The 23801-nt window shown below is 72.1% G+C and carries 19 protein-coding genes; 11 read left to right on the plus strand and 8 right to left on the minus strand.

What is annotated here, in order from left to right; translation table 11 throughout:
• The first annotated feature begins 5 nt into the window (after window positions 1–5).
• The 3 genes from ACYVLJ_RS22275 to ACYVLJ_RS22285 are packed head-to-tail and all read left to right on the plus strand — an operon-like array spanning window position 6 to window position 2534.
• Window positions 6–1085, plus strand: a complete 1080-nt coding sequence (locus ACYVLJ_RS22275) for an ATP-dependent DNA ligase (RefSeq protein ID WP_451981516.1) — start codon at window positions 6–8, stop codon at window positions 1083–1085.
• Entirely contained in the window at window positions 1082–2086 is a 1005-nt protein-coding gene (locus ACYVLJ_RS22280) for a DNA polymerase domain-containing protein (protein WP_460440133.1), read from the plus strand. The genes ACYVLJ_RS22275 and ACYVLJ_RS22280 overlap by 4 nt, the downstream gene beginning before the upstream one ends.
• A 1-nt stretch (window position 2087) precedes the next feature.
• Window positions 2088–2534 carry a GNAT family N-acetyltransferase gene (locus ACYVLJ_RS22285; protein ID WP_460440134.1) on the plus strand — a complete coding sequence of 149 codons (447 nt, stop codon included), beginning with the start codon at window positions 2088–2090 and terminating at the stop codon, window positions 2532–2534.
• Window position 2535: 1 nt separating this feature from the next.
• Here ACYVLJ_RS22285 and ACYVLJ_RS22290 read toward each other — a convergent pair whose 3' ends face one another.
• Window positions 2536–2817: a hypothetical protein gene (locus ACYVLJ_RS22290; RefSeq protein ID WP_460440135.1), complete on the minus strand. Its 282-nt coding sequence runs from the start codon at window positions 2815–2817 to the stop codon at window positions 2536–2538.
• A 67-nt stretch (window positions 2818–2884) separates the two neighbouring features.
• A complete protein-coding gene (locus tag ACYVLJ_RS22295) occupies window positions 2885–3895 on the minus strand; it encodes a CobW family GTP-binding protein (protein WP_451981528.1) in 1011 nt (336 codons plus the stop codon).
• Between the two features lie 442 nt (window positions 3896–4337).
• On the opposite strand from ACYVLJ_RS22295, the gene ACYVLJ_RS22300 reads away from it, so the two are divergent.
• The 3 genes from ACYVLJ_RS22300 to ACYVLJ_RS22310 all read left to right on the plus strand — a co-directional run bounded on the left by ACYVLJ_RS22300 (window position 4338) and on the right by ACYVLJ_RS22310 (window position 7479).
• Window positions 4338–5489: a nitric oxide synthase oxygenase gene (locus ACYVLJ_RS22300; RefSeq protein WP_460440136.1), complete on the plus strand. Its 1152-nt coding sequence runs from the start codon at window positions 4338–4340 to the stop codon at window positions 5487–5489.
• A gap of 110 nt (window positions 5490–5599) precedes the next feature.
• Window positions 5600–6106: a flavodoxin domain-containing protein gene (locus ACYVLJ_RS22305; RefSeq protein ID WP_451981534.1), complete on the plus strand. Its 507-nt coding sequence runs from the start codon at window positions 5600–5602 to the stop codon at window positions 6104–6106.
• Between the two features lie 77 nt (window positions 6107–6183).
• Complete coding sequence (locus ACYVLJ_RS22310; protein WP_460440137.1) at window positions 6184–7479, plus strand: MFS transporter; 1296 nt, start codon at window positions 6184–6186, stop codon at window positions 7477–7479.
• A gap of 157 nt (window positions 7480–7636) precedes the next feature.
• Here the strand turns inward: ACYVLJ_RS22310 and ACYVLJ_RS22315 are convergent, their stop codons facing one another.
• The 3 genes from ACYVLJ_RS22315 to ACYVLJ_RS22325 form a co-directional block, all read right to left on the minus strand.
• On the minus strand, window positions 7637–8158 hold the full coding sequence (locus ACYVLJ_RS22315; RefSeq protein ID WP_451986164.1) for an STAS domain-containing protein: 522 nt from the start codon (window positions 8156–8158) through the stop codon (window positions 7637–7639).
• 566 nt (window positions 8159–8724) lie between these two features.
• Complete coding sequence (locus tag ACYVLJ_RS22320) at window positions 8725–9384, minus strand: response regulator transcription factor (protein ID WP_460440138.1); 660 nt, start codon at window positions 9382–9384, stop codon at window positions 8725–8727.
• Between the two features lie 9 nt (window positions 9385–9393).
• A complete protein-coding gene (locus ACYVLJ_RS22325) occupies window positions 9394–10593 on the minus strand; it encodes a sensor histidine kinase (RefSeq protein ID WP_460440139.1) in 1200 nt (399 codons plus the stop codon).
• 157 nt (window positions 10594–10750) lie between these two features.
• On the opposite strand from ACYVLJ_RS22325, the gene ACYVLJ_RS22330 reads away from it, so the two are divergent.
• Window positions 10751–11362 carry an MmpS family transport accessory protein gene (locus ACYVLJ_RS22330; RefSeq protein WP_451986158.1) on the plus strand — a complete coding sequence of 204 codons (612 nt, stop codon included), beginning with the start codon at window positions 10751–10753 and terminating at the stop codon, window positions 11360–11362.
• Between the two features lie 83 nt (window positions 11363–11445).
• Here ACYVLJ_RS22330 and ACYVLJ_RS22335 read toward each other — a convergent pair whose 3' ends face one another.
• A complete protein-coding gene (locus ACYVLJ_RS22335) occupies window positions 11446–12942 on the minus strand; it encodes a sialidase family protein (RefSeq protein WP_460440140.1) in 1497 nt (498 codons plus the stop codon).
• A 569-nt stretch (window positions 12943–13511) separates the two neighbouring features.
• Between ACYVLJ_RS22335 and ACYVLJ_RS22340 the strand changes: the two genes are divergently transcribed.
• Window positions 13512–13997: a PadR family transcriptional regulator gene (locus ACYVLJ_RS22340; RefSeq protein WP_460440141.1), complete on the plus strand. Its 486-nt coding sequence runs from the start codon at window positions 13512–13514 to the stop codon at window positions 13995–13997.
• Between the two features lie 62 nt (window positions 13998–14059).
• Complete coding sequence (locus tag ACYVLJ_RS22345; RefSeq protein WP_460440142.1) at window positions 14060–15091, plus strand: class I SAM-dependent methyltransferase; 1032 nt, start codon at window positions 14060–14062, stop codon at window positions 15089–15091.
• 1 nt (window position 15092) lies between these two features.
• Here the strand turns inward: ACYVLJ_RS22345 and ACYVLJ_RS22350 are convergent, their stop codons facing one another.
• Complete coding sequence (locus ACYVLJ_RS22350; RefSeq protein WP_460440143.1) at window positions 15093–16412, minus strand: M14 family metallopeptidase; 1320 nt, start codon at window positions 16410–16412, stop codon at window positions 15093–15095.
• A 196-nt stretch (window positions 16413–16608) separates the two neighbouring features.
• Here ACYVLJ_RS22350 and folP point away from each other — a divergent pair, with 196 nt between their 5' ends.
• A complete protein-coding gene (folP, locus tag ACYVLJ_RS22355) occupies window positions 16609–17478 on the plus strand; it encodes a dihydropteroate synthase (RefSeq protein ID WP_460440144.1) in 870 nt (289 codons plus the stop codon).
• A complete protein-coding gene (locus tag ACYVLJ_RS22360; RefSeq protein WP_460440194.1) occupies window positions 17475–18215 on the plus strand; it encodes a pyrimidine reductase family protein in 741 nt (246 codons plus the stop codon). The genes folP and ACYVLJ_RS22360 overlap by 4 nt, the downstream gene beginning before the upstream one ends.
• Before the next feature lie 63 nt (window positions 18216–18278).
• Here the strand turns inward: ACYVLJ_RS22360 and ACYVLJ_RS22365 are convergent, their stop codons facing one another.
• The gene (locus ACYVLJ_RS22365; protein WP_460440145.1) at window positions 18279–23747 is read right to left on the minus strand and encodes an ATP-binding protein; all 5469 of its coding nucleotides are present in this window, start codon (window positions 23745–23747) and stop codon (window positions 18279–18281) included.
• Window positions 23748–23801: the final 54 nt, after the last annotated feature.

The following is a 23801-nucleotide window of genomic DNA, read 5'->3' on the forward strand; positions in this document are numbered from 1 at the left end:
CCGGCGTGGACCTGCCCGTGATGCCGCCCGTGCGGCCGATGCTCGCGAAAGCCGTGCACGACGTGCCCCGTGACCCGGGACTGCTGTACGAGCCCAAGTGGGACGGCTTCCGCTGCGTCGTGTTCCGCGACGGCGACGAGATCGAGCTCGGCTCCCGCAACGACCGCCCGCTGACGCGCTACTTCCCGGAGCTGGTGGAGCTGCTGGCGGCCGCGCTGCCGCCGCGCTGCGTCGTGGACGGCGAGATCGTGCTGGTCACGCCCGCGGGGCTCGACTTCGAGTCGCTGCAGCTGCGGCTGCACCCGGCGGCGTCGCGCGTGCGCAAGCTCGCCGAGGAGACGCCGGCCAGCTTCATCGCCTTCGACCTGCTCGCCCTCGGCGACACCGACCTCACCGGCGAGCCGTTCCGCGAGCGGCGCAAGCGGCTCGAAAGCATCCTGGGCACCGAGGCCGAGGGCCTGCAGCGCGTCCACCTGACCCCGCTGAGCGACGACCCCGCCCAGGCCGAGGACTGGTTCACCCGGTTCGAGGGCGCGGGCTTCGACGGCGTCATGGCCAAGCCCGCCGACCTGCCGTACGAGCAGGACAAACGGGTCATGTGGAAGGTCAAGCACGAGCGCACGGCCGACTGCGTCGTCACCGGGTTCCGCTGGCACAAGGACGGTGAAGGCATCGGCTCGCTGCTGCTGGGCCTGTTCGACGACGAAGGCGTGCTGCACCACGTCGGCGTGGCCAGCAGCTTCACCAAGAAGCGCCGCGCCGAGCTGGTCGAGGAGCTGGCGCCGCTGCGCGAGAACGCCCTCGAGAACCACCCGTGGCGGTCCTGGGCCGAATACGAGCCCGAACCCGGCCGCCGCCCGGGCGCGATGAGCCGGTGGGCGCCGCAGAAGGAGCTGTCCTGGGAGCCGCTGCGGACCGAGTGGGTCGCGGAGGTCCGCTACGAGCACCTGCAGGGCGGGCGGTTCCGGCACGGCGGCCGGCTGGTCCGGTTCCGGCCCGACCGCACCCCGGAGTCGTGCACGTACGCGCAGCTCGACGAAGCACCGCCGGCCGAGCTGGCGAAGCTGTTCGGGGAGGCGCGATGAGCGAGGCGGTCCTGCTGGACGTCGACGGCGTCGAGGTCAAGATCTCCAGCCCCGGCAAGGTCTACTTCCCCGAGCGGGGGGAGACGAAGCTCGACCTCGTCGAGTACTACCGCGCGGTCTCCGGGCCGCTGCTGGCCCGGCTCGGCGGGCGCCCGCTGCTGCTGGAGCGCTACCCGGACGGCGCCGGCGGCAAGAACTGGTACCAGAAACGCGTGCCCAAGAGCGCGCCGCCGTGGCTGAGCACGACCGTCGTGTCCACGCCGAACGGCACGACGAGCGACGCCCTGGTCGCGAAGGACCTGGCGCACATCCTGTGGGCGGTGAACCTCGGCTGCCTGGGCTTCCACGTCTGGCCGTACCGCGCCGACACGCCCGAGGTCACCGACGAGCTGCGCGTCGACCTCGACCCGTCGCCGGGGATCGGCTTCGACGAACTGCGCGAAGCCGCCGTGCTGACCCGGGAGTTCCTGGCCGGGCACGGCATCGAAGGCCACCTGAAGACGTCCGGTTCGCGGGGCCTGCACCTGTACGTGGTGCTCGAACCGCGCTGGGACGGGTTCCAGGTGCGGGCCGCGGCCGTCGCGCTGGCGCGGGCGCTGGAGCGGCGGCACCCGGAGAAGATCACGGCGCAGTGGTGGAAGGAAGAACGCGGCGCGCGCGTGTTCGTCGACTTCAACCAGAACGCGCCGCACAAGACGGTGTTCGGTGCCTGGTGCGTGCGGCCGCGGGTGGGCGGTCAGGTGTCGACGCCGATCGGCTGGGACGAACTGGACACCGTGGAGCCCGACGCGTTCACGGTGAGCACCGTGCCCGCGCGGGTGGCCGAACGCGGCGATCCCTGGGCCGGGGCGGGGGAGCGGCCGCAGTCGATCGCGCCGCTGCTGGAAATGTCCGAAGTGGACATGGCGAACGGGCTGATGGACGCGCCGTGGCCGCCGGTGTACCCGAAGATGCCGAACGAGCCGCCTCGGGTCGCGCCGAGCCGCGCGAAGAAGGCGTGAAGTGGCGACCGTCGCGGAGTGCCCGGCCGACGACGGGTTGCTGCTGGCCCTGATCACCGCGATGACGGCCGAGCTGGTCGTGGTCTACGACCTGCCGTCGGACGCGCGGCCGCGGCCGCTGGACCCGGCCAGCCGCTACCTGCTCGCCCGCGAAGGCGCGCGGGCCATCGGCTGCTGCGCGGTGGAACCCGTCGGACCCGGGGTGTTCGAGCTGAAGCGCATGTTCGTCGCGCCGGACGTGCGCGGCACCGGCGTGTCGAGCGCGCTGGTGGCCGAGTCCGAGCGGCTGGCCCGCAGCGGGGGAGGTGTCCGGCTCCGGCTGGAAACGGGCGCCCGCCAGCCGGCGGCGATGCGGCTGTACGAACGAGCGGGGTACCGGCGGGTGCCGAACTTCCCGCCCCACGAGGGAGATCCCGAGTCGGTCTGTTACGAAAAGCGGCTGGCTTAGCTCAGAGACCCAGGTCCAGCGAAAGCTGTCCCATGTCCGCTTCGGCCGTCGCGAGCCGGACGCCCGCCGGTGGTGCCGGCAGCGTCGCCACGCACGCGGGACAAGGTGCCACTTCGGACGTCGTCAGGTCGACCGGCTTCCAGCTGCGGGACTCCCGCTCGCCGCAGGCCGAACGCCGGTAGCGGAGGTCGCCGGAGCGGGTCATCAGGTGGGCCAGGGGGACGTCTTCGGGCAGCACGCCGACCAGGTACCAGCGTGGTGCGCTCACCGCGGTGGTCGTCATGGCCGCCAGTGTCCGTCGAAGCGCGCCGGAAGCCGTGCGTTTGCCGATCTTCGGCGTGGCGGCCTCGTCAGGCCTCGTCGGGCAGGTACCGCAGGACGTGCAGCAGGCCGCGCTCGTCGACCGCCGAAGGGTCCGGGGCCACGCAGTCGCCGAGCTCGGCCAGCACGGCGTCGGCGTCGATGCCCGCGCCGATCAGCACCAGCTCGGTGCGCCGGGGCTCGCCGGACGGCCACGCCGAGCGCTCCAGCTGCACGAATCCGCCGACGGTGTGCAGGTGGAAGCGCGATCCGGCGTTGAAGTCGGCCTGGCCCTTCATCCGGTAGAGCCCGGCCGGCCGCCGCTCCAGCCAGTCGACGAACGCGCGGGGCGCCAGCGGCGTCCCTGCGGTGAACGTGACCGTGTCGTAGTGGGCGTGCAGGTGCCGTGAGTGGTCGTGGCCGTCCTCGCGCAGGTCGTCGAAGGACAACTGGCCGGCGCGCTCGCCGCGGGGTTCGGGGTCGAAGAACAGCCGCGGGTCGACGCGTCCGTGCGAGGTGACCAGCAGCGGGCGGCCGGGCGCCAGCTCCTCGACGGTCGCCGACACCTTGGCCAGCGCGTCGGCGGGCACGCGGTCGGCCTTGTTCAGCACCACGAGGTCGGCCAGCCGCAGGTGGCCGGCCAGCTCGGGGTGCCGCTCGCGCGCGGCCTCGAACTCGGCCGCGTCCACCACCTCGGCGAGCCCGCCGTAGCGGATGTCCGGGTTTTCGCTGGCGATCATCAGCCGGATCAGGTCGCGGGGCTCGGCGATGCCGCTGGCTTCGACGACGATCACGTCGATGCCCGCCTCGGGGGAAGACAACCGCCCGAGCATCGCGTCCAGCCCGCTGGCGTCGACGGCGCAGCACAGGCAGCCGTTGCCGAGGGAGACCATCGTGTCGACCTGGCCGGCGACGGCGAGCGCGTCGACGTTCACGCTGCCGAAGTCGTTGACCACCACGCCGACCCGGGCGCCCTCGCGGTTGGCGAGCAGGTGGTTGAGCAACGTCGTCTTGCCCGCGCCGAGGAACCCGGCGACGAGGACCACGGGGATCCGGCTCACGAAAACGTCCCTCCTCTGCCGATCACCGCGACTCTAACGCCGGCGCGGCGCCGGCTCATACACGGGTGACCGCCGCCGGGAAAGGCCGTTCGTCGCAACCCCACGAAAAGACGCAGGCGGGCGCGCGGAAACGGATCTTGCCGGTTTTCCCGCGTGCGGGTGATCCAATTCCGGAAAATGCGCTGCGCCATGTCCGGATAACGCTTGGTAGCAGATATTTTCGTGACGTTTTCCCTGGGAGGGAAGCTTTTCCGGGTGGCCGGCGATGTCGCTCTTGACGGATGGATTGCGCGGTGCCGGGTGCGGAGTACTCTCCCCGGCCTGGCCGGAGGTGCGGATTTCGCAGTCATCTCCGGCCTCGCCTGTTCGCGACGAGCATCGGAGGAACCGTGGACCTACGCATCGGGGCGCAGATCACGATTTCGGAGAGTGGGGAGGCGCGATGACCGTTACACCCGAGCGGGTGACGTCCGGTCCGCCGATCTACCAGCGTGTCTCGGTGGAGCAGGCGGTCAATTCCGCGGAAGCGGAGGAATTCCTGGACCGGATGTTCGCCGAAGGCGCGGCCGAAGAAGGCGACCGGTTCGAGACCCGGCTCGCCCGGATCCGCGCGGAAATCGCCGAAACGGGCACCTACCGGCACACCGCGGCCGAGCTGGCCTACGGCGCGCGCGTCGCGTGGCGCAACTCCGCGCGGTGCATCGGCAGGCTCTACTGGAACAGCCTCCGGATCCGCGACCGGCGTCGCGTCACCGACCCCGCCGCGATCGCCGGCGAGTGCGTGGCCCACCTCCGCCAGGCCACCCGCGGCGGCCGGATCCGCCCGACCGTCACGATCTTCGCCCCGGACACGCCGGACACGCCCGGCCCGCGCATCCACAACGAACAGCTGATCCGCTACGCCGGGTACCGCCTGGACGACGGATCCGTGCTCGGCGACCCGCGCTACGCCGACTTCACCGAGCGGGTGCGGAGACTCGGCTGGCGCCCGCCCGAGCGAAGAGGGTCCTTCGACGTCCTCCCGCTGCTGGTCGAGGCGGACCGTGGCGACCCGTGGCTGTTCACGATCCCCGCGGACGCCGTCCTGGAGGTCCCGCTGACCCACCCCGACCACCGCTGGTTCGCCGGGCTCGGGCTGCGCTGGCACGCCGTGCCCGCGATCAGCAACATGCCGCTGGAGATCGGGGGCGTCACCTACCCGGCCGCGCCGTTCAACGGCTGGTACCTCGGCACCGAGATCGGCGCGCGCAACCTGGCCGACGAAGCGCGCTACGACCTCCTGCCGGTCATCGCCGAGCTGATGGGCCTGGACACCGCGAACGAGCGCACCCTGTGGCGCGACCGGGCGCTCGTCGAGCTGACGCTGGCGGTGCAGCACTCGTTCGACGCCGCGGGCGTGACGATGGCCGACCACCACACCGAGTCGCAGCGGTTCCTGTCCCACCTGGACCGCGAGGAGCGGGCCGGGCGGCGGTGCCCGGCCGACTGGAGCTGGATCGTGCCGCCGGTCTCGGGTGGTCAGACCGCGGTGTTCCACCGCTACTACGACGAGCCCGACCCCGGCGAGCGGCCGGCCTTCCTGTCACCGGACTGAGCTGCCGCGGGTACTCGGATGCCCACGCAGAGCAACGGGGAAGCGCCCGTATGGCGGATCGTGCCCGGCCCACGGCGCAGTCCGGCCCGGCAAGGCCGACAATGGTGCGCATGACCGCAGTCCTCGTCGCCTACGCCGGGCGCCACGGCGGAACCCGGCAGATCGCCGAGGTCATCGCCGCCGAGCTCGGCGAAAGCGGCCTGAGCGTGGACGTGCGCGACGCGGCCGACGTGGCCACCGTGGACCACTACGCGGCGGTCATCGTCGGCAGCGCGCTGTACTACCACCGCTGGCGGCCCGAGGCCGTCCGGCTGCTGGAGCGCAACGCGCGGGCGCTCGCCGAACGCCCGGTCTGGCTGTTCCACAGCGGGCCGTGCGGTCCCGGCACGGCGGGCCACCAGGTCAGCCTGCCGGCGAAGGTGGCGCTGCTGGCCGCGCGCATCGACGCGGAGCGCACCGCCACCTTCGGCGGCAGGCTCGACCCGGCGACCGTGCGCGGCCTGATCCCGAAGCTCATGGCGTCCGGGCACCGCGCGGGCGACTTCCGCGACTGGGACCGGATCAAGGCGTGGGCCCGCGACGTCGGCCGCCGGGTGCGCACGCGCGTCGCCCTGTGACCCTTGCCCGCACGGGGTGGTGGGTGCTAGACCAGCCCTGAGGTCTACCGGTGAAGAACCGACGGGACGGGGCAAACGTGACGGATCGGCAGGCGGCGTCCGCAGCAGGCAAGAAAGCGCTTACTTCCGATCAGCGCAATGCGTTCCTCGCGGCGCTGCTCGGCTGGAGCATGGACTCGTTCGACTACTTCCTCGTCGTGTTCGTCCTGGCCGACATCGCCAAGGACAAGTCGTTCGGCGCGACGGCGACGCAGCTGGCGTTCATCACCACGGCGACGCTGGTGATGCGCCCGGTCGGCGCGCTGCTGTTCGGCCTCTGGGCCGACCGCGTGGGCCGGCGCGTCCCGCTGATCGCCGACGTCCTGCTGTACTCGGTGGCGGGCCTGCTGTGCGCGTTCGCGCCGAACTTCACCGTGCTGCTGATCCTGCGGTTCGTCTACGGCGTCGGCATGGGCGGCGAGTGGGGGCTCGGCGCCGCGCTGGCCATGGAGAAGATCCCGGTGGCGCGCCGCGGGTTCTTCTCGGGCCTGCTGCAGGTGGGCTATTCGATCGGCTACCTGCTGGCCGCGCTGGCGTACCTGCTGTTCCACTCGGCGCTGAACCTGGAGTGGCGCTGGATCTTCGTGCTGAGCATCTTCCCGGCGCTGATCAGCCTGCTGATCCGGGCGCGCGTGCGCGAGTCGGAGGTCTGGGAGGCCACGCGGGAGAAGCTGCGCGTGACGCGGACGTCGGTCAAGGACATCCTGCTGAACCCGAAGGTGATCCGCCGCTTCGGCTACCTGATCCTGCTGATGACGGCGTTCAACTGGATGAGCCACGGCACCCAGGACGTCTACCCGAGCTTCTTGAAGGCCCACGAAAACGGCGGCGCCGGGCTCAGCGCGTCGACGAGCACGTGGATCGCGGTGCTCTACAACGTCGGCGCGATCATCGGCGGCCTGACGTTCGGCACGCTCTCGGAACGCCTGGGCCGGCGGCGGACGATCGTCACGGCGGCCGTGCTCGGCCTGCCGGTGATCCCGATCTTCGCCTTCGACCACGGCGCCGGGATGCTCGCGCTCGGCTCGTTCCTGATGCAGGTCATGGTGCAGGGCGCGTGGGGCGTGATCCCGGCGCACCTGACGGAGATGTCCCCGGACGCGATCCGCGGCTTCTACCCGGGCGTGACCTACCAGCTGGGCAACCTGCTCGCGGCGCTGAACCTGCCGATCCAGCAGGCGATCGCGGAGTCCCACGGGTACACCTCGGCTCTCCTGTGGACGGTGGTGCCGGGGCTCGTGGCGGTCGCGGTCCTGACGGCGATCGGCAAGGAGGCCAAGGGGATCAGGTTCGGCGAGTCGGCGGTGGCGACGGCACCGGCGAGCGCGAACTAGCGATCCGGGCGGGGACCGCCCGCGCACACGCGGCCGGCCCGGCGTGCGTGGTGTCGACGCCGAACGTGAGCCAAGGATCGGGCAGCTCTGCCCCGCAGGGCACGGGCCATCGCGGTCTTGGCGGCGCTCGACGTGCCGTCGAGCACGACCACCCGGGTCACCGGGGTGTCTTCAGCCGGTCCAGGAGCTCGAGCCACTCGATCGCGGCCGTGGGCGTGGGGTGGATCGGCAGGGCCGCGCCGAGGCCGAGTGCGTCGACCGCCCGGCGGACCACCGGGGCGCAGCCCGCGATCGCGAACGCGACGCCGGCCTCGTGCGCGTCGCCGGTGGCTTCCAGGAGCACCGCCAAGCCGCGCGCGGAGCAGTGGGCCGCGCCGGTCAGGTCCAGGACCAGGACCCGCGGGGCCAGCCCGATCTCCTCGGCGAGGCGGCGCTGCAGCCGCCGTCCGCCGGTCATGTCGATTTCGCCGCCAACGGCCAGGGTGGTGACCTCGGCGGTCGCCGTCACGGTCATCGTCATCACGGGATCCGGCTCTTCGCCCATGCTCGCGTAGTGGCGGGCCATCAGGGCGTCGATGTCCAGGCCGGCGGGGTAGGGCACCGAATCGATCTTCCGGGCCCACGCGCGCAGTCCGTCGATCACCTCGCGGTGTCGTGCGTCGTCCTCGGGCCAGACCATACGTAATACATCGCTCACCGAGGCCAAGACGCAACAGTCATGTCACCCGCTCGGCCCAAAGGTCTTCCCGAACCGGTGAAAGATCATCGGGTTCGCGCCTGCGCCGGTCCGGTCCTCAGTGGGGTCAGAGCCGGGACAGCCACGGATGGCGTCGCGAGTACGTGCCGCCGATCACTCCCGGAAGTCCGTTTCGTCCTTCTCTCGCGGGTCCTTCGCCGTGGAGTACAGCGGGATCTCGGCCCGCAGACAGGGAATCGCGCCTGCGACGCCGAGCTTCGCAATCGGCCGGCACCGGCCGAGGGCCGGCACCAGACGTCGTGCACCGCCGGCCCCAGCAGCTCCCCGGCGGCCCACGGCCGGAGCGTCCCGGGCGGATCCGCGGCCCACCACTCCCAGCCCGCCAGCGCCCGTTGCACGCCGAGCTGGTCGCGCGGCGGCACCAGCACGTCGACGTCCCCGTGCGGCCGTCGCCAGCTCGAGCGCGAACCCGCCGGCGAGCCACCACGGCACGCCCACGGGGTCGAACAGGGCGCGAACCTCGGCCGGCGACGCCGGCTCCCACCCGGTCACGGGCTGACGAGCCCGGCTTCGTAGGCGAAAATCGTCAACTGCACGCGGTTGCTCACGTCGAGCTTCGCGAACGTGCGCGTGATGTGCGTCTTCACCGTCGCCTCGCTGAGGAACAGCTCCGCCGCGATGTCGGCGTTCGGCTTGCCCTGCGCGACCGCCGTGACGACCTCGCGTTCGCGGCCGCTCAGCAGCTCCAGCTTCGCCAGGGCGCGGGCGCGGCGCGGGTTGGCGCGCGCCGCGACGAACTGGCCGATCAGCTGCTTGGTCGTGCGGGGCGAGAGCATCGCGTCGCCGCCCGCCACCACGCGGACGCCTTCGATGATCTCCTGTGGCGAGCCCTCCTTGAGCAGGAAGCCGCTCGCGCCCGCGGCGAGCGCCTCGAAGACGTACTCGTCGAGGTCGAACGTCGTCAGGATCAGCACCTTCGGCGCCCGCGGCTGGGCCAGCACCGCCGCCGTCGCGGCGAGGCCGTTCATCCGGCGCATCCTGATGTCCATGATCACGACGTCCGGCGCGTGCCGGGCGACCTGCTGCACCGCTTCGTCGCCGTCGCCGGCCTGGCCGACCACTTCGAGGTCGGGGGTGCTGCCGAGGATCATCGACAGCCCGGTGCGGACCAGCGGATCGTCGTCGACGAGCAGTACGCGCACGCTCACCCGCCCATGCTAGGGGGCGGCGGGGACCCAGGGGAGCGAGGCCCGGAGGACGAACGTCCTTTCGTCGGCCCGTCCGGCGCTGAGCGTGCCACCGAGGAGCGAGATCCGCTCGTTGACGCCGGTGAGCCCGGTGCCGGAACCCGGCGACGGCACCGGGACCGGCGGCAGCGCGTTGACGACTTCCAGGACGAGCCCGACACCCGGGCCGCCGCGCACCGTCACGTCCGCGGGGGCGCCCGGCGCGTGCCGGAGCACGTTGGTGAGCGCCTCCTGGAGGATCCGGTACGCGGCCGTGCCGAGCGGTGCCGGGGCCGTCGACGCCTGGTCGAGCAGGATCGTCACGTTCACCGGGAGACCGGCCTGTCGCGCGCCGACGACGAGGTCGGGGATGTCGGCCAGCGTCGGCTGGGGTGGTTCCGCGGGGCCGCCCTGCGGCCGGTCGGCGAAGCCGGAGCCGCGCAGGACGCCGATCACCTGGCGCAGGTCGTCGAGCGACTGCCGGGCGGTGGTCCGCACGGTCTTGGCCGCCTCCGCCGCGTCCGGGGTCGTGCTCGTGGTGACTTCGAGCGCGCCCGCCTGCAGGGAGAGCAGCGAAAGCCGGTGCCCGAGGACGTCGTGCATCTCGCGCGCGATCCGCGCCTGCTCTTCGCGGCGGGCCACCTGGTCGCGCAGGGCCGCCTGCTCGGCGGTCCGGCGGCGCGTCTCGGCCACGCTGTGGCGGACGACGCCGAGGGTGAGCGGGATCGCCGTGTACACGGCCGCGGTGAGCAGGATCCCGGTCACCTCCACGCCGGTCGTCTCGGTCGAGATCCACGCCTCGGAAATGGACAGGTCCGCGACCCGGCCGACGTCGCGCCACACCGCGAGCGCGGTCGCGGCGAACACCAGCGTCGTCGCGCTCCAGCGCCACCAGCCGGTGAACCGCGTGGTGAGCGCGGCGAGAGCGATCAGGGCGGCCAGCGAGTCCGCGCGCAGCAGGAGCGGTGGCACGATCGCGATGCCGGTGACGAGCAGCGGCCAGCGGTGCCGCCAGACCAGCATGATCGACGCGCCGACCCCGAAGAACCAGCCGAGCAGCGCCCCGGCCGTGGGCGCCAGGTCGTCGGTTCCGGGCAGGCTGATGTCGATCGCGAGGTTCGCGAACCCGGTCACCAGGCTCGCGGCGACCGCGAACACGGTGCACACCACGCCCAGCACGGACCGTCCCATGCGAGAAAGAGTACGGGCGGGCGCCTCAGCCGTTCCGCCGGTTCGGTACCGCGGTGGTGACGACTTTCGTCGTAGGCGGACGAGGCCCGCGGACGACGCGGACCCGGTCGCGCCGCTGGTTTCCTGCTCGCCGTCAGCAGAGGCGAAAGGAACCCCGATGACCGACTACACCCCGCTCCAGCAGCCCGTGGCGCCGCGGGCCGTCGTGCCGCCGCGCAACGGCCTCGGCACGGCCGGCTTCGTCCTCGGCCTCGTGGGGCTGGTGTTCTCGCCGATCCCGATCGTCGGCGTCGTCGCCTGGCCGCTCGTGGTGGCCGGCCTGATCCTGTCGGCGGTCGGCTTCGCCCGGGTCCGCGCCGGGAAGGCCACCAACAAGGGCCTGGCGATCGCGGGCATCGTCGTGTCGGTGCTCGGCCTGGTGGTGAGCGTCCTGTGGGTCGTGGTGATCGGCAAGGCCATCAGCGACGTCAACGACCAGGCCACGCAGCACCACACCATCACCTACGAAGTGACCGGCGACGCGAAGACCGCCAGCGTCGACTACAGCACCTTCGACGAGCACACCATCCTCGTGAACACCGAACTGTCGGCGCCGGTCCCGTGGACCAAGACCGTCGAGGCGAAGGGGTTCCTCGAAGGCGCGCAGTTCGCCGCGACCACCGGTCCCGACGGCGGCACGATCACCTGCAAGGTCGTCGTCGACGGCAAGCAGACCAAGACGGCGACCGCTTCGGGCCCGCTCGCGGTCGCCAGCTGCACCGGCTTCTGAACCGCCCGTCGCCGCCCGGGCGAGGGGGCCGGGCGGCGGGGGCGAAGGGTGGGACCCGGCCAGGGGGCGGGTCCCACCCGGGGTCAGCCGCAGTGCTCGAACCCGCTGGTGGCGGACTGGCCGCCGGCCGTGCCGCCCCACTGCACGCACTTGCCCGCCGCGGCCGCCTTGACCGGGCCGGCGAACCAGGAGAACGAGCCGGAGTCGGTGGCCCGCGCCGACCCCTTGACCTCCAGGAAGGCCGACGTCGCCGTGGCCGTGCCGGCGGAGTCGTTCTTCATGGTGCTGACGCAGTTCTGGCCGTTGGCGGCGTTGTAGGACAGGTAGACCGTGCCGGCCGTGCCGAGCGTCTGCTGGTCGATCACGCCGTAGCCGGCCCCGCACGCCGGGGCGCCCAGCGCGGCCTCGGTCACCGTGGCGTAGCGGATGGTGTCGTTGGCGTGGAACTCCGGGCCGGCCTCGAACAGCACACCGACCGAGGACTGCGACAGCTGAACCATGTCCGAGTAGGCCGCGTCCTGGCCCCACACGAGCACGCTGTCGGCGGTGCCGGTCCAGTTGGCGCCTTCGTCGAAGGACGAGTGGACCCGCAGCTCCTTGCGACGGTCGCAAGTGGACGGTCCGGCGAAGACGATCCGGTTGTACTTGCCGCCGGTGTCGGTGGCGCTCATCCGCGCCGTCGACCCCTCGACGGTCGGGGTGACGAGGTCGGTGGCGAAGGCGAACTTCGAGCTGAACGTCGCGCCGCCGTCGGAGCTGATCGCGGCCGCGCGGTTGTGCGTGCCGTCCGCGACGCACTTGTCGTCGCTGTTGGCGTCGTTGCGCGCGGCGGCGTAGACCCGCCCGTCGCGCAGCTCGGTGACGCTGATCTCCTGCGGGTTCATCGTGGTGTTCGTGTACGTGTCGGTCCCGCCGCGGTGCCAGGTGGCACCCTGGTCGTCGCTGTAGATCAGCGAGCCGGTGTTCGCGGTGCCGATGGTGTAGCTCATCCCGGCGACGAGCCGGCCGGCGTGCGCACCACGGGTCAGCACGATCCCGTGCGAAGGGCCGGTGGCCAGCCAGCCGGGCGCGCTCGCGAAGCCGAGCTCGGTGGTGAGCGTTTTCGGTGCGCTCCAGGTGTTTCCGTTGTCTTCGCTGAGGGACACCCGCGGGATCCGGCCGCACTTCGGGTTCGTGTAGCACTGCATGGTGGACAGCAGCACGATCCGGTTGCTGCCCGGGATGACGATCGGCGCCGGGTTGCCCTTGGTGTCGCCGTACGCGGTGATGACGGTCTTCAGCGCGCTCCACGTCTTTCCGTTGTCGGAAGAGCGTTTCATCACCAGGTCGATGGCGCCGAGGTCGGCGCAGGTGCTGTCGCCGCCGTTGCGGCCTTCGGCGAACGCGAGCAGGTCGCCGTTGTTCGCCTTGACGACGGTGGGGATGCGGTAGCAGTCATGGCCTTCGGTGTTCTTGGTGAACACCAGGGTGCTGGCGACGTCGGCCTGTGCGGTGGCGGCGCCGACGGCCGCCGGAACGGCCACGGCGGCACACCCCAGCAGTCCGGCCAGCAGGCCTCCGGCGATCCGGGTGATCTTCACGGTAGGGGCTCCCAACGGATTCGTTCTACGTCCTACGTCTCGGCGACAGCGTCGATGCGGCCCGTACAAGACCCGTACAACCCGGCGTATAACGACCTATACCTTGCCGGAAGGGAAATTCCCGGTGAACGCGGCGGCGGTTGCGGCCGACCCAACGGCGATATATCGTCGAGGTGTCGGCGATACGGTGACGGAAGGGGATGGTCATGGAGATGAGCGCAGGAGCACGACGGGTGTTCGGCGGCTTCGGGGGCGGCGAGGAGCACGGTTTCGCTGGTCGTGCCGGGTTCGGTCACCCGGGCTTCGGGCACGGGGTGGGTCCGGGCGGGCACCACGAGCACGGCCCGCTGAGGCACCCGGGGCACCACCTGGGCGACCACGAGCCGCCTGGCTGCGAGGACTGGGAAGCCGGCCCCGACCTGGCGCGAGGCGGCTTCCCGCCCCCTCCACCGCGGCCGCCCCATCCGCCGCAGCCGCCGGGTGGGCCCGGGTTCCCCGGTTTTCCCGGTGGGCCCGGCTCCTTCGGGGGACCTGGCGGGTGGTTCGGCGGGGGCGGTGCCTTCCAGCGGGTGCAGGAGTTCCGGGGCGGGCGCGGGCCGAGCCGGCCGGTGCGGCCCGCCGTGCTCGCACTGCTCGCCGAAGAACCCATGCACGGCTACCAGCTGATGCAGGAGATCCGGCGCCGCACGCACGACCGGTGGCGGCCCAGCCCGGGTTCCGTCTACCCGATTCTGCAGCAGCTGGAGGACGAGGGTCTCGTCCGCACGGCCGAGACCGGTGGCCGCCGGGTCGCGGAGCTGACCGACGCCGGGCGGGAGCACGTCGCCGGGCGGGAAGCCGAGTTCGCCGAGCTCTGGGCCGAACCCGAAGAGGAGCCCGGCGCCGACCGCTTCGCCACCCTGTGGCACGCGCTCGGGGAGCTCTCGGGTGCCACCGCGCAGGTCGGCCAGGCCGGCACCGACGCCCAGGTCGCCGAGGTGAAGAAGATCCTCGCCGACGCGCGCCGCCGGGTGTACGCCGTGCTGGCGGACGCCGGCCTCGAAGACGAGGACTGACCGCACCCGCCCGGCAGATTGTCCACATCGGACGGTCTGCCGGGCGGGTAGGCTCCGGTCGCATGGAGGAGAAGGACTTCGCGGCGCACCTGACCGCCACCATGACCGGCAGCGCCCTCACCATGCTGATCGGCGTCGGGCACCGCACCGGGCTGTTCGAGGCCGCCGCCCGCGGGCCCGCCACCAGCGCCGGCCTCGCCGAACGCGCCGGGCTGCACGAACGCTACGTGCGGGAATGGCTCGGCGCGATGGTCACCGGCGGCATCTTCACCCTCGACGCCGGGGAGTACACCTTCCCGCCGGAGCACGCGAAGTTCCTCCTCGGGGACACCGCGGCGAACCTCATGCCGTCGCTGCTCACGCTCAGCGCGTTCACCGGCGTCCTGCCCGAGCTGGAGCGCAGCTTCGCCGAGGGCGGCGGCGTCCCGAGGTCGGCGTACGGGCCCTACCTCGAAACCCTGGGCGCGAAGACCGGCGACAGCTGGAAGCACGTCTACCGCGAGCACCTCGTCGACGGCTTCTTCGGCGCGGTCCCCGGCCTGAAGGAGCGGCTCACGGCGGGCGTGCGCGTGCTCGACCTGGGCTGCGGCACCGGGAACGCCATCGCGGTCGCCGCCCGGGCCTTCCCCGCGTCGCACTTCACCGGGCTCGACATCAACGAGAGCGTCGTCGAGCAGGCGAAGGAAACCGCGCACGGCCTGCCGAACGCCGGCTTCGCCGTCGGGGACGCCGCCGAACTGACCGGCGAATACGACGTGATCACCGCGTTCGACGCCGTCCACGACCAGGACCGGCCGGACGTCGTGCTGCGCCGGGTCCGTGGCGCCCTGCCGGACGACGGCCTGTTCTTCATGGTGGACACCAACTTCTCCAGCCACGTCGAGAAGAACGTCGGCAACCCGCTGGCGGCGCTGTGCTACTCGATCAGCCTGATGTACTGCACGACGACGTCGCTGGCCAAGGGCGGGGCCGCGCTGGGCGCGATGTGGGGCACCGAGAAGGCGCGGGAAATGCTCGCGGACGCGGGGTTCCGGCACGTCGACGTGCTGGATTCCCCGCGTCCGCAGAACTGCGTCTACGCCTGCCGGCCCTGACTCACTGCTGGTACGGCGCCGCCGCGGCCTTGGCGGCGGTGATCAGCGCACCCTTGTTCTTCGGCCAGAACGTGCTGTCGACGCAGGAGTACTTCGGCAGGAAGCCGCCGCAGCTGCCGCTCGACCCGCCGACCTCGAACGTCACGCTCGCGACGCCGAGTTCGCCGTAGGTGAAGTCGTCGGTGGTGCCGCTCGTGTCGTAGCCGACGGTTTCCTCGTTGGTGCCGACCAGGTAGCCGTTCGACGCCGCGTACTTCGCGCCGAGCTTGCGGTACTGCGCGTCATTGGGCGAGGTGGCCTGGGTGAAGCCCCACGGGATGATGATGTCGTTGCCGTAGCTGTGCAGCGTGATCATCGTGCCCTTGGCCGTCGCCGGCGCGGGGTCGTTGTTCCCGGTGCCGCGCTGGTCGGGGAAGATCGCTCGGGCCAGCTTTTCCAGTGCCTGCGTCTCGGGCTCGGACCCGGCGCTCACGCCCTGGTAGGTCTCGGCGCAGGGGGAGTTGGAGTCGCCGCCCCACTTGAACGTCGAGTTGCGGTTGAGGTCGATGCCGATGTTCGTGCCGGTGCAGCCGCCGCGGGTGTTGTCGGCGTTCTTGCGCTGCAGCTTCGGCGAGTTGCCGCCCGAGGCGACGATGTCGACGCCGTCCGGGTTGGCGATCGGAACCACCCACACCTCGGTGGTGTCCAGAATGGACTTCGCGGTGGCGTCGGTGGCGTAGCCGTCGGCCAGGTAGTCGATCCAGCGCCAGGCGAGCTCGCCGGTGGACAGCTCCCGCGCGTGGATCTGGGCCATCAGGAAGAACTTCGGCTTCGGCGACGTCGTCGAAAGCGTGCAGTCGCCGGCCTGCTTCTTCGTCAGGCAGAGGGCCTGGACGTCGTGGCCGCCCTGGCCCTTGGTCTTCTTCCACGACTGGCCGATCGTGTACTTCGTGGCCAGGTCGGGGTGGGCGGCGGCGACCGCGGCGAGGTGGTTCTCGTGCGCGGTGACCGTGCGGTACCCGCCGTAGAAGGTGTCCGCCGCCAGGGAGTTCGCCTGCGCGGGGAGTTCCTTGTAGACGGTGTCGAAGAACGACGCGCGATATCCCAGCGTGCGCAGTTTCGCCGCCACCGACGGCCCGCCGACGACGAGCGCGGCGCCCGCGTCGCCCTCCTCCACGTCGAAGCCCGCCGCGGCCAGCGCCTGGGCCTGGGCGGTCGTGGCCGGCACCCGCCAGAACACCGGGGTGTCGGCCGGCTGGGCGGCCGCCGTGCCGCCGGCCAGCGTGCTGAGCAGGACACCGGCCGCCGCGAGGGCGAGCCGGGACAGGGACCTTGACGCCATCGGAGGATCTCCTCACGCCGCGACGGATGGGCGCCGGCACCGGGAACCCGCGGTCACCGGATCGGCACGCACAGTGTGTCGGCGGGGACAAACCCGGCACACCCCCGAAAGTCGCGAAACCGGTCGCGGCCGGTCCCGCGCCCGCGTCCTCACTATGCTCGGAAGCAGCCAGGGCCGATCTCGAAACGGAGTGCGCATGCCGATCCACGACCTCGTCTTCCGGGGAAGACGCCTCACCAGCGACCACGCGATGGTGATGGCGATCGTCAACCGGACTCCGGACTCGTTCTACGACAACGGCGTGACGTACGAGGAAGACCGCGCGAAGGCGGCCGTCGGCAAGGCGCTCGAAGACGGCGCCTCGGTGATCGACATCGGCGGCGTGCCCGCCAGCCCCGGCCCCGAGGTCACCGTCGCGGAGGAGCTCGCCCGCGTCGTGCCGACCGTGGAGTGGATCCGCGCGGCCTTCCCGGACGTCGTGATCAGCGTCGACACCTACCGCGCCGAGGTCGCCGACGCCGTGTGCCGCGCGGGCGCGGACCTCATCAACGACAACTGGGCCGCGTACGAGCCGGAGATCCTCGACGTCGCCGCCGAGCACGGCGCCGGGTACATCTGCGCCCACGTCGACGGGCTCGACCCGCGCACGGACCCGGTGAAGCCGCAGTACGACGACGTCGTGGCGTCGGTCGTCGCGGACACCACGGAACTCGCCGAACGGGCGGTCGCGAAGGGCGTCCCGCGCGAAGGCGTCATGATCGACCCCTGCATCGACTTCTCGAAGAACACCTACCAGTCGCTGGAGGTGCTGCGGAACGTCGACAAGCTGGTGGCCACCGGGTGGCCGGTGCTGATGGCGTTGTCCAACAAGGGAGTCGTGGGGGAGACGCTCGACGTCCCCATGGACGACCGGGTCACCGGGACCCTCGCGGCCACGGCGCTCGCGGCGGCGCACGGCGCCGCGATGTTCCGGGCGCACCAGGTCCGCCAGACGCGGCAGACGGTCGAGATGATCGCCAGCATCCTCGGCGACCGCCCGCCGAAGAACGCGGTGCGGTGGCTGTGATCCGGCAGATCTGGCCCCCCGAGGACGTCCGCGAACTCGGCACCGGGGACCTCGAAGAGCTCTACCGCTTTCCGGACGCCGAGAAGTGGCTGGTCGTCAACTTCGTGGCGAGCACGGACGGCGCGATCACCGTCGGCGGCCGGTCCCGCCCGCTCTCGACCGACCCCGACCGGGTGGTGTTCAAGCTGGGCAGCGACCTCGCCGACGTCGTCCTGCTCGGCGCCGGGACGGCGGTGGTCGAGGAGTTCGACGGCGTCCACCCGGATCCGGAGACGGCGGACCGGCGCCGCCGGCACGGGCTCGAGCCGATCCCGCCGATCGCGGTCGTCACCACCGGCGCGAGCCTGCCGCCCGACGCACCGGTGATCACGGGCGCCGCGGTGCCGACGATCGTCGTCACCAGCGAGCGGGCCCCGCAGGACCTGCGCGACGCGTGGAAGGCGGCGGGTGCCGAGGTGGTCGTCGCGGGCGAGGGCGAGGTGGCCCTCGACCTGGCCGTGGCCGCCCTGACCGCACGCGGCTTCCGGCGGATCGACTGCGAGGGCGGCCCGAAGCTGTTCGCGTCGCTGGCCGAAGCGGGCCTGGTCGACGAGTTCCGGCTGACGGTCGCGCCCTACCTGGTGGCGGGAACAGCGGACCGCGCGGCCGTCGGCGGCGCCTTCGACCCCCTGGAGCTGAAGCTGGCCACGGTCCTGACCGACGGCGCGAGCTTGCTCACGCGCTACCTGGTGCCTTAGCGCGGGCTGCCTTGTCGTGAGTGTTCAGGGCGGCGCCAACCGCCCTGAACACTCACGACAGCGCTACTTCTTCAGGCCGTGTTCGATGGCCTCGATGATCCGCGGGCGCAGCTCGGCCGCGCTGATGATCGCGTCCACCGAGCCGACCTCCACCGCGCGCTGAACGCTGTGCACGCGGTCGAACTCCGCCGCCACTTCGCTGACCTTCTCCGCGCGGACCGACGACTGGACCTCGGCCAGCTTCGCGTTCAACGCGGCCCGCTCGGCCGCGCCGGCCGCCGAGACCTGGGCCTGCAGGTCCGTCACGCGCGGGTCGTTCGCCGTGCGCTTGTTGACCTCGCCCGCGAACACCACCGCGGCCGCCGGGGCGCCGCCCAGCACCGAGGCGAACGAGCCCTCCAGCGCCAGCACCGTCATGTTCGGGTTGAGCGCCTTGGAGAACACCACGAACGCGCCGCCGTGGTAGCGGGAGATCACGGTGAACACGATCGGGCCCTCGAAGTTGACGATCGCCCGGCCGATCTCCGCGCCGTACTCCAGCTGCAGCTTGCGCAGCGACTCCGGGGAGCCGTCGAACCCGGAGAGGTTCGCCAGCACCACGAGCGGCCGGTTGCCCGACGCCGCGTTGATCGCGCGCGCCGTCTTCTTCGACGACCGCGGGAAGAGCGTGCCCGCGGTGAACGCGTCCGGGCCGTCGGTGGGCGGGAAGCCGCGGCGGGGCACCGAGCGCGACTCGATGCCGATCAGGCAGACCGGGCGGCCGCCGATGTGCACGTCCTGCACCGCGGAGGTCTCCGCGTCCGCCATGCCCGCCCAGCGCTCCAGCACCGGGTGGTCCTGGTCGGACAGCGCACGCATCACCGTGCGGATGTCGAACGGCTTCTTGCGGTCCGGGTTGTGCTCGGCCGAGAAGATCTGGCCCACGTTCGTGAAGTCGCTGCCCACGACCGCGTGCGGGAACGGTGAGACGTCGCGGTCGACCGGGTCGGTCGTCGCGACCTGCCGTGGCCCGGTTTCGCCCGGCGCGACGTAGGTGTGTTCGTAGTGCGCCATCAGCACTTCGCGCGCGGCCGGCAGGTTCGGCGCCCAGTACTGCGCCTGGCCGTTCGGGCCCATCACGCGGTCGTAGCCGCCGATGCCGAAGTTGTCCTCGGCCGAGACGCCGCCGGAGAAGTCCAGCGCCTGCTTGCCGGTGAGCACCATCGCCGAGTCCGGCGTCATCACCAGGATGCCCTTGGTGTGCATGAGCATCGTGGCTTCGGCGTTCCAGTACGGCTGGGCGCCGACGTTGATGCCGCCGACGACGATGTTGATTTCGCCGCCGTCCTGGGTGAAGGTGACGATCCGCTTGAGCGCCGCGGCGACCCAGTCCATGTTCTCGGTGCCCGAGGACATCGAGATCCGCGCGCCCGCGGACACGGCGAACCACTCCAGCGGGACGCGCATCCGCTCGGCCAGGTCGAGGGCCGCGATGACCCGCGAGCACTCCGGCTCCGACAGCGCACCGAGCGCCTTCGTCGGGTCGCCGAGCAGCACGACGCGCGTGACGCCGCCGGGGTGCCGCTCGGTCGGCGTCGTCACGACACCGGCGACGATCGCCGCCGTGTTCTGCCCCTTCGGCCGGTCGACCGGCACCAAGGCACCGGCCTCGTCGAAGTCGTGCTCGACGAAGGTGCCTCCGGGGCCGGCGAGCAGGTCGGTCAGCTCATAGGGGTAGACCGTGCCGCGGCGGGCCGCGCCCAGCACCTTGAGGCGGTAGGCGTCCAGCGGCTTCACCGGCTCGGTCGACGGCGTCTCGAGGTGCAGCTTCGCGCCGTGCCCGGGGTCGAACGCGACGCGGACGGCGAGCTCGGTCAGCTTCCCGGCCTCGGTGCGGCGTCGGGCCAGGAACTGGACCTCCTCCAGCCCGGCGCCCACCGACGTCGGCAGGATGCGCTGGACGAGCGTGTTCAGCTCCTCGGTCGTCAGGTCGGTCGGCGGCCAGACGTACATCATGATCCGGTTGGTGTCGAACCGCTTGTTCTGCGGCCGCTGCGCCTGGATGTTCCGGATCGCGGCGAGACACGCGGTGACGGCGTCCTCGAGCGCGGGCAGGGCGACCAGGCGGCCGTCGGCCTCGCGCAGCGGCGTCAGGTCGCGGACCTGGCCCATCGCGATCAGCCGCTCGTCGGCCGGGTTCGTCTTGGCGACGGCCTTGAAGAGGTAGATCTCTTCGTCCGCCGACGGCAGCCGGGTGAGGTCGAACTCGGCCAGCCGCTGCAGCTGCAGGCGCTGCGCGATCTGCGGGTGCAGGCCGCGGATCAGCCGGTCCTCCGCGAAGCCCGCGTCGTCGCGCCGGAACGTGAAGTGGTGGTGCATCACCGCGCCGCCGGTGCCGGCCACGGTGATGACGATCCGGCGGACGCTCTCCGGGACCACGTGCTCGGCCAGCAGGGCGCCGAGCCGCTCGGCGGTCGCGTCGACCTCCGGCTGGTCTTCCCAGCGCACGTACAGGTCGGCGACCACGCCTTCGGTGGCCACCTCGCCCAGCGCGCGCAGGGCGTCGGGCAGGGCGGCGAAGTCGACGGCGGTGGTGACCAGCGGCAGCGCGCCGTCCGGGGTGTCCAGGGACGCGGTCAGCCACCGGCAGCCGGCGGCGTCGCGCACGGCGACGCCGGACAGCCGGCGGTTGCCGTAGTAACGGCGGGTCAGCACTTCCAGCAGCGGCGCGTGGTCGCGGCCCGGGCGGCCGATGCGCTGCCCGAGCAGCCGGACGAGCGGCTGCGAGCCGGTGATCATCGCCTGGATCCGCTCGGCGCGGTCCGGCGCGTCCGGGTGCTGGTCGAGGTAGTGCAGCTCGGTGCGGACGGCCGCGTAGACCTCGGCGCGGTGGCGGCGCAGCAGCGGCTGGGCGAACCAGCGGAAGACGACGCCGCGGGCGAGGTCGGAGACGGCGGGGAAGCGCACCTGCGTGGCTTCGATGAGGTGCTCCAGGGTGAGCCCGGCGCGTTCGCGCAGCGCCTCCACCGGCGCCGCTCCGGCGAGCCACAGCCGCAGCAGCTCGGAGACGACCGCGACGTCGGCCGAAGTCCGTTGCTGCGCCAGGAAGATCCGGAACACCGCGGACTCCAGCTCCGGGGTGCGCTCCAGGTCGGTGACGCCGTAGTGGGCCAGCACCTTCGACAGCTTCGCCTGGAAGCCCTCGGTGACGCCCGCGCGCTCGACGTCGAGGCTCTGCAGGTAGCTGTGGAAGTACTCGCGGGGGCTGTGCACCGGGCCGTCGGACTCGGCGTCGGCCTCGCCGCCCGGGGTGTTGCGGGTCAGCTCGGACAGGTCGGCGAAGACGGTCAGCAGCTCCAGCTCGCCTTCGACCGGACGGCCGCCGAGCTCGGCGCGGGCGGCGGTGTAGGCCGCCAGGACGCGCTTGCGCTCGGCCGGGTCGACGTCGAAGCCGAGCAGCAGGCTGCGCAGGTCCTGGAGACCGCGCTCGACGCGGGCTTCGGCGGAGACCCCCGCGGGCTCGGCGGGCAGCTCGATCTCGACGGTCTCGGTCTCGGTGGCCGCTTCGTCCTCGGTGTCGTCCTGCAGCGGCTCCAGGCGCATCAGCGGCGCGCCCGTCTCGACCTGGCTGCCGACCGACACCGGGCACTCGCGGACGCGGGCGCGGAACGGCGCGCGCAGCACCGTCTCCATCTTCATGCTCTCCAGCACGAGGATCGGCGCGTTCGCCTCGACCTCGTCGCCGACGGCCAGCGGCGTGGCGACGACCAGCGCGGGCGCGGGGGAGCGGACGACGCCGCCTTCGTCGCGGCTGACGCGGTGGGTGACGCCGTCGACCTCGACGAGGTGGATCGGGCCGTGCGTGGCCGAGACGAGGCGGAAACGCTCGCCGTTGACCAGGATCTGGCCCGTGTGGGCGTCGAAGCGGTTGATCTCGACGTCGGCGTGGTGGACGTCGGCCCCGGCCGAAACACCGACCCGGAACCGCTTTTCGCCGACGCGGGCGACGCTGACGCGGTAGCCGACGCCGCGGAGCTTGAGGTCGAGCGGGCGGCCGCTCTCGTGCTGGACCTGCGGGCGGCCGCCGTGCGCGGTGGACAGCAGCCGCTGGACGGAGGCTTCTTCCTCGTCCTGGTAGGCCTCGATGGCGGCCGCGGCGAGCGCGACGGCGGAGTGGCGGTGGGTGACCAGGCGGCCTTCGGCGCGGACGCGGTCGATCCAGCCGGTGTCGGCGCTGGCGTCGATCACCTCGGGCTGGTCGAGCAGGTCGAGCACGAAGCTCTTGTTGGTCGCGCCGCCGTCGATGATGACGGTGGTCTCGCCCATCGCGCGGCGCAGGCGGCCCAGCGCCTCGTCGCGGTCGCGGCCGTAGGCGATGATCTTGGCGATCATCGAGTCGAAGTCGGCGGGGATGCTGTCGCCCTCGCTGACGCCGGTGTCGACGCGGATGCCGGGCCCGGCCGGCAGGGCGAGCCGCGAGATGCGGCCGGGGGAGGGCGCGAAGTCGCGGTCGGGGTCTTCGGCGTTCAGGCGCGCCTCGACGGCGTGGCCGCTCTCGGCCGGCTGGTCGCCTTCGAGCTTGCCGCCGTTCGCGACGTGCAGCTGCAGCCGGACCAGGTCGGTGCCGGTGGTGATCTCGGTGATCGGGTGCTCGACCTGCAGGCGGGTGTTGACCTCGAGGAAGGCGAACAGCCTGTCGCCCGGGTGGTAGAGGAACTCGACGGTGCACGCGCCGCGGTAGCCGACGGCCACGGCGAGCCGCTCGGCCGACGCCTTCAGCTCGGCGGTCTGCTCCGGCGCGAGGACCGGCGAGGCGGACTCTTCGATGATCTTCTGGTTGCGCCGCTGCACCGAGCAGTCGCGGACGCCGAGCGCCCACGCCGTCGCGCCGTCGGAGATGACCTGGACCTCGACGTGCCGGGCGCCGGTGACCAGGCGCTCCAGGAACACGACGCCGGAGCCGAACGCGCGCAGGGCTTCCTGGCTGGTGCGCTCGTAGGCGTCGGCCAGCTCGTCGGCCGAGGCCACCTTGCGGATGCCGCGCCCGCCACCGCCGGCGGTCGCCTTGAGCATCAGCGGATAGCCGATCCGGTCGCCGGCCTTCAGGGCGTCTTCGAGCGTCGCGACCTCGCCGCGGCTCCAGGGCGCGACCGGCACGCCGACCTCTTCGGCGATCAGCTTGGCGCCGATCTTGTCGCCGAGCTTGCGCATCGCGTCGGCGCTCGGCCCGACGAAGGTGACGCCGACCTTTTCGCACAGTTCCGCGAACGCCGGGTCCTCGGCGACGAAGCCCCAGCCGACCCACGCGGCGTCGGCCTTCGTCTCGACCAGGGCCCGCTCGAGCTTGGCCAGGTCGAGGTACGGACGCGCCGCGGCCGGACCCAGGTCGTAGGCCACGTCGGCCTCACGGACGAACGTGGCGGTGCGATCGGCGTCGGTGTAGAGGGCGACCGTCTCGATCCGCGTCCCGGTTTCCGCCGACAGATCCCGGACGGCGTGGATGAGCCGCATCGCGGCCTCTCCGCGGTTGACGATGGCGACACGACTGAACACCGGCTGAGCCTCCCAAGTACCCACGCACAGAAGGCGACGCACCTGTCCTGGAGC

Source organism: Amycolatopsis stemonae, from assembly GCF_054781455.1.

Bases quoted from the DNA above. Each gene is read 5' to 3' on its own strand.
- ACYVLJ_RS22280 (WP_460440133.1), top strand. From the start codon at position 1,082: ATGAGCGAGGCGGTCCTGCTGGACGTCGACGGCGTCGAGGTCAAGATC.
- ACYVLJ_RS22290 (WP_460440135.1), bottom strand. From the start codon at position 2,817: ATGACGACCACCGCGGTGAGCGCACCACGCTGGTACCTGGTCGGCGTG.
- ACYVLJ_RS22300 (WP_460440136.1), top strand. From the start codon at position 4,338: ATGACCGTTACACCCGAGCGGGTGACGTCCGGTCCGCCGATCTACCAG.
- ACYVLJ_RS22305 (WP_451981534.1), top strand. From the start codon at position 5,600: ATGACCGCAGTCCTCGTCGCCTACGCCGGGCGCCACGGCGGAACCCGG.
- ACYVLJ_RS22315 (WP_451986164.1), bottom strand. From the start codon at position 8,158: ATGGTCTGGCCCGAGGACGACGCACGACACCGCGAGGTGATCGACGGA.
- ACYVLJ_RS22325 (WP_460440139.1), bottom strand. From the start codon at position 10,593: ATGGGACGGTCCGTGCTGGGCGTGGTGTGCACCGTGTTCGCGGTCGCC.
- ACYVLJ_RS22330 (WP_451986158.1), top strand. From the start codon at position 10,751: ATGACCGACTACACCCCGCTCCAGCAGCCCGTGGCGCCGCGGGCCGTC.
- ACYVLJ_RS22345 (WP_460440142.1), top strand. From the start codon at position 14,060: ATGGAGGAGAAGGACTTCGCGGCGCACCTGACCGCCACCATGACCGGC.
- ACYVLJ_RS22350 (WP_460440143.1), bottom strand. From the start codon at position 16,412: ATGGCGTCAAGGTCCCTGTCCCGGCTCGCCCTCGCGGCGGCCGGTGTC.
- folP (WP_460440144.1), top strand. From the start codon at position 16,609: ATGCCGATCCACGACCTCGTCTTCCGGGGAAGACGCCTCACCAGCGAC.